General features: G+C 48.8%; 17 protein-coding genes and 1 tRNA gene. 11 read left to right on the top strand and 7 right to left on the bottom strand.

The features are described from left to right. Positions 1-87: 87 nt before the first annotated feature. The 4 genes from R3I13_RS16050 (at position 88) to R3I13_RS16035 (ending at position 3,138) form a co-directional block, all read left to right on the top strand. On the top strand, positions 88-1,038 hold the full coding sequence (locus R3I13_RS16050; protein ID WP_346318966.1) for a ribose-phosphate pyrophosphokinase: 951 nt from the start codon (positions 88-90) through the stop codon (positions 1,036-1,038). 36 nt (positions 1,039-1,074) lie between these two features. Next, a complete protein-coding gene (locus R3I13_RS16045) occupies positions 1,075-1,665 on the top strand; it encodes a 50S ribosomal protein L25 (RefSeq protein ID WP_346318965.1) in 591 nt (196 codons plus the stop codon). 92 nt (positions 1,666-1,757) lie between these two features. Beyond that, on the top strand, positions 1,758-2,333 hold the full coding sequence (pth, locus tag R3I13_RS16040) for an aminoacyl-tRNA hydrolase (protein WP_346318964.1): 576 nt from the start codon (positions 1,758-1,760) through the stop codon (positions 2,331-2,333). 193 nt (positions 2,334-2,526) lie between these two features. Then, positions 2,527-3,138, top strand: a complete 612-nt coding sequence (locus R3I13_RS16035) for a fumarylacetoacetate hydrolase family protein (protein ID WP_346318963.1) — start codon at positions 2,527-2,529, stop codon at positions 3,136-3,138. 76 nt (positions 3,139-3,214) lie between these two features. Here R3I13_RS16035 and R3I13_RS16030 read toward each other — a convergent pair whose 3' ends face one another. Then, positions 3,215-3,649: a MarR family winged helix-turn-helix transcriptional regulator gene (locus tag R3I13_RS16030; protein WP_346318962.1), complete on the bottom strand. Its 435-nt coding sequence runs from the start codon at positions 3,647-3,649 to the stop codon at positions 3,215-3,217. Between the two features lie 73 nt (positions 3,650-3,722). On the opposite strand from R3I13_RS16030, the gene R3I13_RS16025 reads away from it, so the two are divergent. The 3 genes from R3I13_RS16025 (at position 3,723) to R3I13_RS16015 (ending at position 6,806) form a co-directional block, all read left to right on the top strand. Continuing rightward, complete coding sequence (locus tag R3I13_RS16025; protein WP_346318961.1) at positions 3,723-5,804, top strand: thiamine pyrophosphate-dependent enzyme; 2,082 nt, start codon at positions 3,723-3,725, stop codon at positions 5,802-5,804. A 35-nt stretch (positions 5,805-5,839) separates the two neighbouring features. Next, positions 5,840-5,916: transfer RNA gene (locus R3I13_RS16020), tRNA-Met, on the top strand. A 335-nt stretch (positions 5,917-6,251) separates the two neighbouring features. Beyond that, on the top strand, positions 6,252-6,806 hold the full coding sequence (locus R3I13_RS16015; protein WP_346318960.1) for a hypothetical protein: 555 nt from the start codon (positions 6,252-6,254) through the stop codon (positions 6,804-6,806). Positions 6,807-7,378: 572 nt separating this feature from the next. On the opposite strand, the gene R3I13_RS16010 is transcribed toward R3I13_RS16015, so the two are convergent. The 3 genes from R3I13_RS16010 to R3I13_RS16000 all read right to left on the bottom strand — a co-directional run bounded on the left by R3I13_RS16010 (position 7,379) and on the right by R3I13_RS16000 (position 9,243). Next, positions 7,379-7,684: a hypothetical protein gene (locus R3I13_RS16010; protein ID WP_346318959.1), complete on the bottom strand. Its 306-nt coding sequence runs from the start codon at positions 7,682-7,684 to the stop codon at positions 7,379-7,381. 149 nt (positions 7,685-7,833) lie between these two features. Continuing rightward, a complete protein-coding gene (locus R3I13_RS16005) occupies positions 7,834-8,574 on the bottom strand; it encodes a serine hydrolase (RefSeq protein ID WP_346318958.1) in 741 nt (246 codons plus the stop codon). Positions 8,575-8,748: 174 nt separating this feature from the next. Next, a complete protein-coding gene (locus tag R3I13_RS16000) occupies positions 8,749-9,243 on the bottom strand; it encodes a thioredoxin family protein (RefSeq protein ID WP_346318957.1) in 495 nt (164 codons plus the stop codon). Positions 9,244-9,389: 146 nt separating this feature from the next. Between R3I13_RS16000 and R3I13_RS15995 the strand changes: the two genes are divergently transcribed. Beyond that, positions 9,390-9,983, top strand: coding sequence for a hypothetical protein (locus tag R3I13_RS15995; RefSeq protein ID WP_346318956.1), 594 nt, complete (start codon positions 9,390-9,392; stop codon positions 9,981-9,983). 12 nt (positions 9,984-9,995) lie between these two features. Beyond that, positions 9,996-10,763, top strand: coding sequence for a hypothetical protein (locus R3I13_RS15990; RefSeq protein WP_346318955.1), 768 nt, complete (start codon positions 9,996-9,998; stop codon positions 10,761-10,763). A gap of 18 nt (positions 10,764-10,781) precedes the next feature. Here the strand turns inward: R3I13_RS15990 and R3I13_RS15985 are convergent, their stop codons facing one another. The 3 genes from R3I13_RS15985 to R3I13_RS15975 form a co-directional block, all read right to left on the bottom strand. Next, positions 10,782-12,116 carry a serine hydrolase gene (locus R3I13_RS15985; RefSeq protein ID WP_346318954.1) on the bottom strand — a complete coding sequence of 445 codons (1,335 nt, stop codon included), beginning with the start codon at positions 12,114-12,116 and terminating at the stop codon, positions 10,782-10,784. Between the two features lie 126 nt (positions 12,117-12,242). After that, positions 12,243-13,286, bottom strand: coding sequence for a right-handed parallel beta-helix repeat-containing protein (locus R3I13_RS15980; RefSeq protein WP_346318953.1), 1,044 nt, complete (start codon positions 13,284-13,286; stop codon positions 12,243-12,245). A 335-nt stretch (positions 13,287-13,621) separates the two neighbouring features. Beyond that, on the bottom strand, positions 13,622-13,906 hold the full coding sequence (locus R3I13_RS15975; RefSeq protein ID WP_346318952.1) for a hypothetical protein: 285 nt from the start codon (positions 13,904-13,906) through the stop codon (positions 13,622-13,624). Between the two features lie 118 nt (positions 13,907-14,024). On the opposite strand from R3I13_RS15975, the gene R3I13_RS15970 reads away from it, so the two are divergent. Both R3I13_RS15970 and R3I13_RS15965 read left to right on the top strand, forming a co-directional pair. Continuing rightward, entirely contained in the window at positions 14,025-14,408 is a 384-nt protein-coding gene (locus R3I13_RS15970; protein WP_346318951.1) for a hypothetical protein, read from the top strand. A 60-nt stretch (positions 14,409-14,468) separates the two neighbouring features. After that, on the top strand, positions 14,469-14,978 hold the full coding sequence (locus R3I13_RS15965) for a hypothetical protein (RefSeq protein ID WP_346318950.1): 510 nt from the start codon (positions 14,469-14,471) through the stop codon (positions 14,976-14,978). The last annotated feature ends 114 nt before the right edge of the window (positions 14,979-15,092 follow it).

Genomic DNA, 15,092 nt, shown 5'->3' with positions numbered 1-15,092 from the left:
TTAGCATTTTCTTTTCAACATTTCCCCCTGATTTTTTTTCTGACATATCCACTATAAAGTCATAGTTTTGCAACTTCTTTCTTTATCATGAATCCATCGGTAAAAATCTTCACAGGGAACAGTAATCCCGCACTGGCAGAGCGTATCGCCGCCAGATATGGAAACGGGCTGGGTAAGGTGAATATTCAGAAATTCAGTGACGGCGAATTTCAGCCGGTTTTTCTGGAAAGCATCCGCGGCCATTATGTTTTCCTCGTCCAGGGCACCAGTGCGCCTTCTGACAACCTCATGGAGCTGCTGCTCATGATAGACGCCGCCAAGCGCGCCTCCGCAGGCTATATCACGGCTGTTATCCCGTATTTCGGGTTTGCCCGGCAAGACAGGAAAGACAAACCCCGTGTGGCCATCGGTTCCAAACTGATCGCCAACCTGCTCACCGCGGCAGGGGCTAACAGGGTGATAACCATGGACTTACATGCTCCGCAGATACAGGGTTTCTTCGATATCCCGGTGGACCACCTGGACAGTTCTGCCATTTTTATCCCGTATATAGAGAATCTGAAGCTTAAAAACCTTACCTTTGCGTCCCCTGACGTGGGTTCTACCACCCGGGTGCGCGAAGTGGCCAGCTATTTCAACGCCGAAATGGTGATCTGCGACAAGCACCGCAAAAGGGCAAACGAAATTGCCTCCATGGTGGTGATCGGTGATGTGACGGACCGGGATATTGTGCTGATAGACGACATCTGTGACACAGCGGGAACCCTCACCAAATCAGCCGCCCTGCTGATGGAAAAGGGAGCAAGAAGCGTAAGGGCATTCTGTACGCATCCCGTATTCAGCGGCAAAGCGTACGAGAACATTGAAAATTCGGTGCTGGAAGAACTGGTGGTATGCGATACCATCCCGCTCAAACAGCAAAGCTCAAAAGTGAAAGTGATCAGCGTGGCAGACCTTTTTGCAGTGGCGATCCGCAACATGCATGAGAACAAGTCCATCACCAGCCTGTTCGTTCACAGCAACCGCCGGATGCAATAAACAAGTGTATTCTTTTATATCATAAATGTTTAAACAATGAAAACAATAACCATCGAAGGACAACTCAGGAGCGAATTCGGCAAACAAGCCACCCGCCTTCTCCGTTCTGAGGAAAAAGTGCCTTGCGTTATTTACGGGGGTGCAGATACAGTGAGCTTTTCCGCTCCTGCCACTGCGTTTAAGAGCCTGGTGTACACCGCTGACTTCCAGCTTGCTGAGATCAAACTGGACGGTAAATCTTACCGCTGCATCCTGAAAGATCTCCAGTTCGACACTGTTACAGACGAGCTCACACACGTGGACTTCCTGGAACTGGTGGAAGACAAAAAAGTGGTTGCCACCCTGCCGCTGAAACTCACCGGCCAGTCCATCGGCGTAAAAGGCGGTGGCAAACTGGTAGTGAAAATGAAATCACTGAAGGTTAAGGCGCTGCCGAAACACCTCCGTGAGAACCTGGAAGTGGACATCACCAACCTGGACCTCAACGAAAACATCCGTGTGGAAGACGTGAAAGCTGAAGGCATTGAAATCCTCAACTCTCCCCGTATCCCGGTTGCTTCCGTTGTAATGACGCGTCAGCTGAAACAGGAAGAAGCTGCTGCAGAGAAGGATGCCAAGAAAAAATAAATACGCAAAATATTTATATAACAAAGCCCGGCGTAAATTCAGCCGGGCTTTTTATTTTTGGCATCCTGTTATCAATCGTATAGCAAAGAAGTATGAAATATCTGATCGTAGGATTAGGCAACATCGGAATGGATTACCATCACACCCGGCACAACATCGGTTTTGATGTGGCGGATGCATTCGCTGCGAAACACGCTGCCCTGTTCCGGAGCGACCGGCTGGCAGACGTAGCGGAGATCAAATGGAAAGGGCGCATACTTGTTGTGATAAAACCAACCACTTACATGAATCTCAGCGGCAAAGCCGTGAAGTACTGGATGGACAAGGAAAAGATCCCCGCGGAAAATATCCTTGTGATCATGGACGAACTGGCGCTGCCACTTGAAGTGATCCGCCTCCGCCCCGGAGGAAGCGACGCAGGCCACAACGGCCTGAAAAGCATACAGGAAGCCATCGGCACCAATCAATACCCCCGTCTTCGTTTCGGTATCGGCAACGATTTCCCGAAAGGCAGGCAGGTGGATTATGTGCTGGGAAGATGGACTGCAAAAGAAGAACCTGTGGTGCAACAAAAGATCGATAAATGCACTGAAGTGATCGAAAGTTTCGCTTCTATTGGTTTACAGCGGTCTATGAACAATTATAACAACCTTACTTTTCCATTATAGAAGTAAATTGTATATTTCATGCCTGAAAGGTACCCCTACCTTAACCGCTATAGGTCATGATCCGTGTACCACTGATCGTTATATCACCGGCATTGAAGATGCCAATCCGGGGGATAGTGCGCACAGTGGGCAATGTATTGTGGGCTATGGGTAAAACCATAGGCTTTATTTAACCTTACAAAATACACGCATTATGAAAATTATCTGCGTTGGAAGAAACTATGCCAAACATGCAGAAGAATTGAAGAACGAAGTGCCCTCCGAACCCGTGATTTTCATGAAACCAAAGAATGCCCTGCTGCAAAACAACCATCCTTTCTACTATCCGGAATTCACGGATAATCTCCATTATGAATGCGAGCTGGTATTGCGGATATCAAAAAACGGGAAACACATTCAGGAAAGATTTGCCAGCAAGTACTACGACAGCATTTCCGTTGGGATCGACTTCACGGCCAGAGACCTCCAGGAAAAACAAAAAGCGAAAGGCCTGCCCTGGGAAATAGCCAAATCGTTCGATAATTCAGCCGTGGTAGGCAAGTTTGTTCCCATTACCGAAGCAACAGATCTGAAAGACCTTAACTTTTGCCTGTACAAGAACAAAGAACTTGCGCAACAAGGAAACACGAAAGACCTGCTCTTCACATTCGACAAGCTTATCGCCTATATCTCGAGATTCTTTACGCTCAACATCGGCGATCTCGTATTCACCGGCACTCCCGAAGGAGTAGGGCCTGTGGAGATCGGCGATTCCCTTGAAGCGTTTATTGAGAACGACAGCCTGCTTGAATTCATGGTAAAGTAGCCCACAGCATGGGCCTTAAAAAGTAAAAATTAAAAAGTTAAAAGAGTGCGGCTTTTTTCTTTTTAATTTTTTCTTTTTACGGGATGTTCGCGTAGATCACATCCAGTATCCGGGTCAGTTCATTATAATCTTTCTCGCTCAGGTTGTTCCAGCCTGTTTTCCGCATTTCCAGCACCAGCGGCCGCACTTCCTTATACTTGTTCACCCCCTGGGGCGTCAGCTGCACAAATACCTTTCGGCGGTCGTCTGTAGACCCCTGCCTTTCCACCAGGTCCTTTTTCACCAGCAATTCGATAATGCGGGATACCGTAGTGATATCTTTCGAGGTGAGACGGGCTAACTCGTTGTGGGTTATGCGTTTATGTTTGTAGAGGTTCTCGATCAGCAACCACTGGTCCACCGTAATGTCCATCTGCCGGGCATCGAAATTCTTCTGCCAGTAGTTACGAATTTTTTTGAGGGTGGCATCCAGCTTAAAAAAAGATGGATTGCTCACAAAAGTATCGTGCATATTATTTAATTTGCAGTAGCAATAGTTGTTATAGCAACTAATATTTAGTCTGGTTACACCAAAACTCTGTTACGTGCTTAAAGATAACATAAGCGTTCCGACTTTTAAAGCCACCATTACTCACCGGGAGCGTGATCCGGAATTCCAGGCCCTGCTGCTGAAGGCTTACCGCATCATGTTCACCGCCCGTACGATGTCTGAAAAGTACGAAGCCAACCGTTCCATCTGCAAATACGTTCATTCCACTTCCGCAGGGCACGAAGCCATCCAGATCGCAGCCGGCCTGCAGCTCAGGGCCTGCGATTACGTGAGTCCCTATTACCGGGACGATAGCATGATGCTCGCCATGGGCTACGCTCCGCAAACGCTGATGATGCAGCTGCTGGGTAAAGCGGGAGACCCTTTCAGCGGCGGCCGTTCCTATTATTGCCACCCAAACAGCCGCCAGCCAGGCAAACCCGTCATTCCACACCAGAGCAGCGCCACCGGCATGCAGGTGATACCCACTACTGGCATGGCACAGGGCGTGCAATACCTTGAAAATGCCGGTCTGCTGCATGATGCCGATAATCCTGTAGTGCTTTGTTCCCTTGGCGACGGCAGCGTAACGGAAGGAGAGGTGAGCGAAGCCCTGCAGTTTGCCGTGCTGAAAGATCTTCCCATTATCTACCTCGTGCAGGACAACGAATGGGGCATTTCCGTTAGCGCCGGCGAAGCCCGCGTGATGGATGCATTTGAATATGCCGCCGGCTTCAAGGGCCTGGAACGTATCAGGGTAGACGGCAGTGATTTTGAGGCCAGCTACCATGCCATGGAATCGGCTATCCGCTACGTGCGCTCGGCGCGCAAGCCGGTGCTCGTGCACGCCACTACGCCCTTGCTGGGCCATCACACTTCCGGGGTGAGAAAAGAATGGTACCGCTCAGACGAGGATTATGCCAAACATCTTTCCCGCGACCCGCTGCCTCGGCTGCAACAGCTGCTGGCCGACCAGTCGGACCTCCGCCTGATCGAAGAAGAAGTGATACGCGAAGTGAATGAAGCCTTTGAAGAAGCCGCCGGCAGTGCCGATCCCGATATTTCCACTGTAAAAGATCATGTGTTCGCACCCACGCCCGTCGCCATAGAAGCCGGCACCCGCGTGCCTTCCGGCGGCAGCAAGGTGGTGATGGTGGATGCCGCCCTGCATGCCATTGAAGAGATCATGCGCGACCATCCCGAATCTATCCTTTTCGGCCAGGACGTAGGCCGGAGGCTGGGCGGCGTATTCCGCGAGGCGGCTACGCTGGCGGAAAAATTCGGTGATCACCGCGTTTTTAACACCGCCATCCAGGAAGCATATATTATCGGGAGCACCGTGGGCTTATCGGCGGTAGGCGTGAAACCCATTGTGGAAGTGCAGTTTGCAGACTATATCTATCCCGGTTTCAACCAGCTGGTCACCGAAATATCCAAGAGCTGTTATTTGTCCATGGGCAAATTCCCTGTGCAAACGCTCATCCGCATTCCCATCGGCGCATACGGCGGCGGCGGGCCATATCACTCCGGCTGCATCGAAAGCACGCTGCTCACCATCAAAGGTATCAAGATATGTTACCCTTCCAACGCCGCTGACCTGAAAGGATTGATGAAAGCCGCTTTCCTCGATCCCAACCCGGTGATCATGCTGGAACATAAAGGTCTTTACTGGAGCAAAGTGCCCGGCACGCTGGAAGCCATGACCATAGAGCCTTCCGCCGATTACATCCTCCCACTGGGCAAAGGCAACACCGTACTGGAAGCCAATGAAGGCATGACCATCATCACCTACGGCATGGGCGTATACTGGGCAAAAGCCGCTGCTGCAAAGTTCCCCGGCCGCGTGGAGATCATTGACCTGCGTACGCTGTACCCGCTGGATGAAGAACTGGTATTTGCTTCCGTGCGCAAGCTGGGGAAATGCCTGGTGCTGACAGAAGAACAGATCACTAACTCCTTCGCGGAATCGCTGGCCGCAAGGATCTCCAAAGCCTGCTTCCGCTGGCTGGATGCGCCGGTGCATACGATGGGCGCGCTGGACCTGCCCGCCGTGCCGCTTAATATGGCATTGGAAAAAGAAATGCTTCCCACCGCGGATAAAGTGGCGGATTGTGTGCGGGAAATACTGGAATTTTAAGTTTCCTTTTCTATCTTTGGCCTTCCAAAAAACATGGCGAGGTAGCTCAGGTGGTTAGAGCGTTGGATTCATAACCCAAAGGTCTCGGGTTCAACTCCCGATCTCGCTACCAGAAAACTTACAAGGATTTAAGCTATCATTTATTATGGTAGCTTTTTTCTTTTACTATACGTTGATAGTTAGCGCTTCAGTATAAAAATTTTCTAAGTTGATTAGATTTTCCCAATTGTGCTTAAAATTCAAGCAAGTTTTTCAGGTTGTAACGAGAAAAAGGAAGATAATATATCCAAATATTTCATCAAATTTTAGTAATCTTAATGCCTGGAAATCGTTAGGTTGACGTGTCCACTCTTGTAGTATTCCACATGAAATCCCGATACCGCAATATCGCTAAGCCCCGGCTATAAGCGGCAAGTTTGTAGGGCATCGCGTAAACAACAAAAAAAGATGCAAACGATTAATAATGAGATTTTTGATATTGCAGCCCAAGCCAGCTTAAAAATTACAGTTGACAACAATAACGTGGACATAAAACACAAATTTCGTTTGGGTGACAAATCATTTTGGGGAGTGTTGTTCTTTTTATTCGGTTGTTTCTTAATTGCGGCTCCTTTTATCAAAACATCAAATACGACATCTAAAGTAATAGGGGTTACAATAGGACTTCTATTTTTGACATTATCAATTTTGTCACTTATTCGACAAGCTGCTGACAGCCTAAAAATTACAGGTACAGAAATCAAATTTCGATATAATCTACGCCGGACGACAATACCTCTTGGCAGGCATATGACAGTAGAAATGAAAACGGAAATAATGAAGATTAGAAGATTTGGAACATTGGGTTCGGACTTCATTATTATTTCTTATTATCTGCAAGATTTGAACAGTGAAATTCCCATTCTGAAATTTCAAATGGACAATTTCTATGCAGACAAAGCAAGAAAATTGGGAAACGGAATAACTCAAATAGTTAATGACAAAATTCGACAAATAACCTGACAAGAAAGCAACTGCTAATACGGGTTTTTTGCGTCAGACACTTTAATAATGAAAAGCACCAGAATCATTATCCATATACTTACGTGGCTTTTTTTGTCGCTGTGCTACTTTTTCCTGGCAGAGCCCATTACTGCATATTTATTTCCAGGAATATCCAATGTAGGCATATGGTTAGCGGTACTGTCGGTAGGGCTTCTCTTAATTTTTATAGGTACTTTGATCTCACTAATCGTAAGTCTTAAAAAGAGGAACAGAATCTGATGTTTATCAGTAATTGATAATCAATTTTTTGTCAGTTTATTTATTTGGTCTATTTGAAATGATGATATCAATTTCCCTTTGATTCTCTGTCGACCGTTTCCTGTGATTCAAATCCAATAAATACATTACTTCTTGCTTGTTGTGGATAACTATGCGTTTCGAGTAATGACCTTAACGTTACAAGTAGGTCCTTATTAGCTTCCAGTTTTTTCTTCATCACGTCTCTTTAAATGATCAGCCTACCTCCATACATCAACAAAAAAAGGGATGAACAAACCGCCCATCCCTTTCTTGTTTTAAATTAAAACCAGTTAATACGTCCAGGCATTTTCATATGCCGCAATGATCACATCCTTCACAACACCGATCTCGTTCGCAATGGAATTCGTATTCCAGGTCAGCTGCACATTGTTGGCAAAATGCACGATCATCGTATTGGTGCCGCAGAAGTTGCTGTCGTAAGACATGCCGGTCTTCCAGTAGTAGGTGCCATGCCGTCCCCTGTATTTGCCGTCGAAGCCCATGAGTTTGTCTTTCATCCGCTGGAACATTGCGGCAGATACCAGTTTTTTCGACTCCGCCGCTGCATGGACCAGCGCCATTTCAGTTGGGTTCATGTACCAGTTGCCCGCGCCGCCTGATTTGTAATCCGTGTAGATGGTGGAGCCGTGGAAAACGGGCTCTGAGTAATTATAGTACAGTGTTTGGGAACTCCCGGGGGAATTGGGTTTTGAAACGAGGCCCAGTTCATTCCAGGCGGTAAGGTCTATAAGATGGAAGTAGGCACGCCGGAAGGGTAAAAGATCAGTTGGCGCACATAGTTGCGGTGGAATTGGGATACGGCTTCATCGGCATTGTGATCGGGCATTACTGCATACCACCCTGCGCCGTTTACGATACAAGCCAGCAATACGCGGCAAAGATGGTAGTTCACCGCGGTGTTTTTAAAATAAGCATCTCCGTAACCGGTGGTGGGCGTTTGCATGGTGGCGCGCAGTGACGCATAGTCGTAACCGATATACTTCAGGCCGGATTTGTGTGACAGCAGGTGGGCAACGGTGATCTTCCTGTTTGCTGCGGGAATGTTCCAGTTGAGCGGCAAAAACTGCCATACATATGTGTTTTCATCCAGACCTTTGGCTTCCAGCGCTTTTAAAACGGCCAGCGCGGTGATCGTTTGTGTAGCGTCGGACGTTCCCTGCCTTGTGGTTGGCAAATAAGGATGATGCCCGTCCATGAGCCGGCGTGAATCGCCGCCTGATATCTTTGTGACCACCCCGCCGTTTTGTGCGATGGCGAAACCGTACCCCGTTGTTTTACCTGTAAAACTGTTCATCAGGTTTTGAGCGAAAAGGGCTGAGTTGAATTTGAGGGTGGCGCCCGGTTCCAGGGCGAGGGCGCCGTTTAATTTTTCTTTGGGGAGGACGTCGCCCGGCTTTTCACAGCCGGCCAGCAGGGCAGCGGCAAGCATCAGTGTAACAGTGGATTGTCTGAGTAATGTTTTCATTTTTCCGGTTTGAGGTTTTATGCCTCAAAGATGCGGCGCGCAAAACGACAGCATGTCCACGTTTTAATGAATGTGGCAATTGGGTTAACGGATGTGGGTCTTCAACAAAAATAAGCGGGCTGGCGCCATGCCAGCCCGATCTACACTGTCCGTATACAGGAGCTTAAAAAATTTTTACCTGGCTGCCGGCGGTTTCAACGCCTCCGGCGACCATTGCCTGAAGAACTGCAACACCTTCTTACTGCTGTGCCCTTTCCCTTCCTCCAGGTATTCAGAGTTTTGTGTATGGATGCGCTCGCCCTTGCCATTGAGGATCACGAACACCGGGAAGCCAAAACGTTCCGGGTGCGCGAGTGATGCGAAAACTGCTTCGTTCTTGTTCTCCTGGCTGTAGTTCACATGTACTACTTCATAGTTCTGTTCCAGGCAGGTTCGTAAAGTATCGTTGGCCTTCACCAGCTTATCAAAAGCGATGCACCAGCCGCACCAGTTACCGCCCATTTGCAGGAATACATGTTTGCCGGAAGCAGCGGCTTTCTTTACTGCGGCGTCTATGTCGGCCCGGGCATCTGCCTGTGGATTGTAGAGTTGCGGCTTGAGAGCTGCTTGTGCAAAGAGCGCGGCACTCCATAAGAGCATGCCGCAGAGCAGGAGCGTTATCTGTTTCATGATGGTTGATTTTTCAGGTAGAAGATACAAAAAATACGAATTTTTGGTTTCTTCTTACCGGGACATACCATATTGCTGGTATATGGAATAACCGGCGCCGTCCTTAAATTTGCCCGGTAATATACTCTGAAAGAATTTTTATGAGAATGAAGTTCACATTTTTCGCTGCTTTATTTGCCCTGGTGAATACGGCCCTTTATGCCCAGGAGCAAATTAATGTCGTATTGCCCGCAACCCCGTTCAACAAAGAGGAGACGAAAAATATGCTGGCGCCGGGCACGGCTACCATGAAAGGATTTGTTATGAAGAAGAAAAGAAATGCCCGCAATACTTACCTGGGTATAGTGGTAGCGCTTTTTCCCTGCACGCCTTATTTCAATGAATGGTATGAATTGCAGAAGAAGAACAAAAAAGGGAAAACCCTGGCCGTAATGTCACCCGAAGCATATTCTTACCGCATATTGACCAAAGCCTCCGATACGGATGGTTCCTTTGAGTTCCGGGATTTAAAACCGGGGAAATATTACCTGCAAACAACGGTCCGGCAGGGACAAATGGAAGAAATGTGGAACCGGGTAGGCACCGCCACCAGCACCGGCTACAACATCTATGGCCAGGCTGTTACCTCTTTTGAAAAGCCTATTTACGAGGATTTTAAATTGTTTTATGAAACGACAGACCTGGTAAAGACCTTCGTGGAAATTACCTCCGAAGGCCAGGTTGTAAATGTTAAGCTTTAAACCGGCGCCCTTATGTATACGAGAATCACGATATGCTTTTCCCTCCTGGTCATGCTTGCGTCCGCTTCACAAGCACAGGTCGTGCAAATACCCGATGCCGGTTTCAGGCAAGCGCTGATCAAGAAAGGTGTGGATACCAACGGGGACGGGCAGATACAGCTGGCTGAAGCCCAAAAGGTCACCAAATTGTACCTGGACGGCGGCAAGGGCGTTGAATTCTCTTCCATGGAAGGGATAAAATCGTTCACCAATCTCGTGGAATTCGGAACCTATGAGATAAGGATGAAACATGCGGACGTGCAAGGCATGACAAGCCTTAAAAGATTATACCTGCAGGCCGGTGGGATTGAATCGGTGAATATCAAAGGCTGCAGCAACCTGGAGCATTTATACCTGACCGGGAACCGCTTAACATCGCTTGACATCTCCGAACACCGGAGGCTGACAGAACTATATGTACCTTATAACCAGCTGACAGACCTGGTGATCAGCGATTACCCCAACCTGGAAAAAATAGCGGTGAAAGAAAACAAGATCAGCAATTGCAGGATCACCGGCTGCCCCAGGCTCAATTTCCTGGACATCAGCAAAAACAATATAGCCGGCCGGCTGGATCTTTCTGTTTTCCCGGAGCTTGTCTATTTCTCGGCAGACAGAAATCCCATTACCGCTGTAAATATAACCGGCTTAAGTAAGCTGGAATCTTTTTCCTGCCTGTATTGCAGCATTGTGACCCTGAATCTGAGCGGCGCCGAAAGATTGAAGGACCTGATCTGGTAAGATAAAAGCGTTATTCGTTTATTCCCTCTTAAAATACCGCCGTTCTCCCCGTGCTTCTGCTTCCACTCCCATAACATTCCCTTCTCCATCCTGCTGAAATGTAAAGTGTACATTCACTTTTTTACCAAAGAACCGGCCCTTCTCTTCAGGGAATATCTCAAAAGCAGGATTATTTCCCAGCTTAGCATACAGCCGGCCCTCGAGCAGTTGGATGTTCAACTCCTGCGACTGCTGCGCATACCGGCCTGCAAATGCCTGCAGTTCCCCGGCGCTCAGCTGGATGGCGCGATCGGTCTTCAATTCAAACGGTTCGTTGAAAATGATCTTTTCAATATCACTCCACATCTCGTTGACGGGCAGTACGGACACATTGCTTAGGATAACCACTGATATTTTTTCATCCGGGTACCAGGCGGATATTGCAGAGCAGCCGAAGGTTCCGCCGCCATGAAAGTACGCGCGCCTTTTACCCTGCCGGATGAACCACCCATAGCCATATGCGGGCGTTTGCTGCGTATGGGCTGTAAAAAGCAATTCCTGCAGGTTGTCATTCCAGGTGCTGTTGCCGGAGAAACTGTAGTTCCATTTTGCCAGGTCTTCTGCAGTGGAATACAGGTCGCCTGAACCTTTCATCAGGGAAAGGTCCCGGTGAGGGGCTGCTATGAGACTATCATTGAGCAGGTGGTAAGCGGATGCCATGCCCGGAACGATCCTGCCCGTGGTGAGCACCCCGGTATGCTTCATTTGCAACGGCTGTAATATCTTTTCTTCCAGGATGGCCGCGTAGGGCCGTTTATAAGCTGCTTCGAGAATGCACGCCAGCAGGAAATAGGCGGGGCTGGAGTACTTCATGCCTGTTCCCGGAGTGAATAGCAGCCTCATGCCGAATATTTCCGTGAGCGCCTGTTCTTTTGAAAGTGGCAAGCGGGATTTTAATATCCAATAATCGGTAATGCCTTCGTTATGGGGTACGCCGGAAGTATGGGACAGCAGCTGTTTCAGGCTGATCCGGCGCCATAGCGTGTCTTTTAGCGCAGGAAAGAACACAGCCAGAGAATCATCCAGCCGGAGCCTGCCTTCCTGCGCTGCCAGTGTCACCAGCATGGCGGTAAACTGCTTGCTGATAGACGCGATCCTGAACACAGCGTGGGGGCTCATGGGTACATTGAGCTCTTGCGAGGCTTTCCCGGTAATTTCCTGGTAAAGCGTCCTGCCATTTTTTGTAACCAGCACCACGCCGTTAAAACCAATTCTTTCCTGCTGAGCTGAAAGGTATTGATGCAGTAACGCCGATTGCCCGGAACATATTACCGGGAACAGCAGCGCAAAAAAGATCTTGATGGTCTTTTGCATATTTGATATTTACGGTATTAGTTGCCTGGGTCACTAAAAACTTACAGGAAAGGAAAAATAAAATAGTATGAGGGCCGCCCCTCAGGAAGCAGCCCTCAAATGAAAAGTATTTTAGCCCTCGTGATATCAATTATGCGTATTCGGTACAAACACGCAATTGGTAGTATCCTTCGCATAGATCTGCTGGCGCACCCTGTTCAATACAAAACGGTTATAGTTGATGGTGGAATTCTGGACATGCAGCACGTAGCAACTGTAAGCATTTTCATGGATATAGTTGTTGGTCACGAAGATATTCCTGACCTTGGCCGTGGTGGTCGTTTTGGCATTCATTTCAATCCCGTTCCCTACGTTGTTGGCGATCTCGCAGTTCCGGATGTACACATTCTGGGCGGTATCGCTGTCGGGCTCAATGTCGATGCCGTCTTGCGGGGCGGTGCCGTTGGTGTAGGTCAGCAGGCAGCTGTCTACTTCGAGCCCGTTCACACCGCCGATAGTGAGGGCCTGGCGGCGGTTGTTGGTGCTGGTTACTCTTAGCAGCGTTACGTCGCGGCTCACAACGGTTATATTGCTTGCATTCTTGCGTGCTCCCACCACGATGCCGTCGCCCCAGCAGTTTGAAACATGTGTGCGGTTCACTTTTACATCAGTGCTGCCATAAATGGCGATCCCCATGCCCCATTCCCCCGTAGTGCCGGTATGCTGATTACGGTCGCCCACTATTTTGCCGCCGAAAATGCTGACATCATTTACGAATTCCGCCAGGATAGCGTGATAGCGCGTAGACGCGGTAGGCCTTACGATCAGCTTGCGCGTGGTGTCATACATATACAACACCACATGATCTTTCATCCTGATGGAGGTGTCGGCGTCGATATAATAATTGCCGGTCCGCACTCTTACAATGCCGCCTCCCAGGCTGGCCATGGAGTCGATGGCTTTTTGAAATGCCCAGGTATCGTTCAGCGCATCAGTACCATTGGCGCCTACATCGTTCACATAGATCTCCGGTACCGTCAAAGTTTGATGATTGCTGAGTTTGGACAGACCCTCCGGGGAAACGGGCGCCTTCATTTTATAGCAGGCGGCAAAGATCAGCAGGGCTCCCAGGAAGAAAAGAAGCCTTCCTACAGACATAACAGGCATGCTTGCATACATTTTCCGGTTCATAACGAATTGAGTTTTGGTTTATAAAATGAATAATAAGAAAGCAAAAGGGGGGGCATGCCCATCCTTCACAAAAGCAATAACATGCCCTTCATGGCCGCGGGACCAGTGTACAGGCCAGCCTGGGGCGGCGGCCTAATGATAAGACAATCGGAAAACGGGCAGGGAGTACCCGGAATTAAAAAAAAGAAAGACGGGAATCAGCTGTGGGCTAGATGTTGATATAGTTTGTGTTTTGGGCGGAAAGGTACGCATGCCGTCAGGCCAAGGCTTATTGCGACCAGCGCAATCATAACTTTCAGCTTGTTCATTGTATAGGTAATGATGGTGAATGAAGCTCACACTTTCCGGAACTCCTGCTCACGCCCCGAACGGTCTTTTATCCTGAACGCCGTGATCACATCCTCCTCTTTTTGAAGAACGGTGAATAGATACGTCTCCTCTCGGGCATAGTTAAAAGCAATTTCCAGGTAATTGCCCTGCCGGTTGCTGTAAAACCGCCAGGTGCCAAGCTTTCCCGTGCCTTCCCACATAAATTTATAACCTTCCTCCTCCGGGTAGAACCGGATCGTTTGGCCGGATACGGCATCCCTGAAAACGGCAGCGAAAGGGAACGGCAACATGGTATCCTGTTTCGATCCATAATATTAGCAAAAAATCACAAGGGCAATAACCCGCAGCCCTGCTTCGTTAAATCTGCAGAGTCATAGCCATATCCATGTCGCATTAAATATAACATATATGCGTTTGCCGTTGTTGATAGTAACCATCCTGCTGTTCCTGTTCAGTTGTGCCCGCGTCAGTCATGTTTTTGAGCGTAAACAACGGGTCTACCAACCCCCGCGTATCGGGGCGGAGCATCGTTTCGAGGAAGGGCTCAGGAGAGAAAAGCGCCCGCAGGAGCTGTTCAGCAGGAAAGAAAGAAGGGATATGGAAAAAATGGGCCTCATCACCCCGAGGAGCCGCAATGCTCCCCAGGAACGGATCACGATCGGGCAGGCAGACAGCATCCTGACCGGCAAAACAAGAGACACAGCGAAAACTCCCGCAGCAGACAGCACAAAGGCCATCCCCGCCGATTCCACACTTCCCCGCCCGGCAGATACCACCAGGGATCAACAATAGCCGGTACATTTCCTGCCATTTGACAGGCAATGAGTATCATTTTTACGCTATTTTACAATTATGAAAACATCCATCACCGCCCTGGTAACCCTTTTGTTGCTGACCACCGGAAGCAATGCCCATCCACCATCCCCTCACCGGAGCGACAGCCTTTTTAAAAAAGCAATTGAGCGCTTCAGGGAAAAAATAACCGGGACAGACACCGGTTACGCGTTCTCTTCCCCGCGCGACTCCGTAGCATTTGTAAATTATTTCACCGGGTTGCTCGACAGGGAACTGAAAACCAAATTCCAGCGGCAACACCCGGCTTATGCCGACAGGTCGTTCGAAACACCAGGCTTCAGGTTAGCCATCCAGCAACTGGTATTCCGCCAAACCATTCCCCCGCTTGCATCCCAGGTCATAAGACCGGTAACCAAGGCGCCGCTGGAGTTTAAATTCCTCCACGTAAAAAACCGCCTGATCATTTTTTCCTATACGCCTTTTCAAAAAAGCGAGGCCCGCGATAAGGCCATTGCGGATTTTGAGAAAATTTACCTGGAATTGCTGGATGAGGTCAATAACGATTAATAGCATATTCCAAACCACAACGGTCATTTTCCTCCTGGCCGTCTCGGCTTTATCCTGCCGCAGCACTTGGGAGCTTCCCTTGCAGCCCCGGCAGCCGAAAGCCCTTACCGGCAG

Origin of the sequence: Chitinophaga sp. YIM B06452, from assembly GCF_039655965.1 — a bacterium.
GTDB lineage: Bacteria > Bacteroidota > Bacteroidia > Chitinophagales > Chitinophagaceae > Chitinophaga.
Note: the sequence above shows the minus strand (reverse complement) of the source record. Positions and strands in the feature narration are given on the sequence as shown.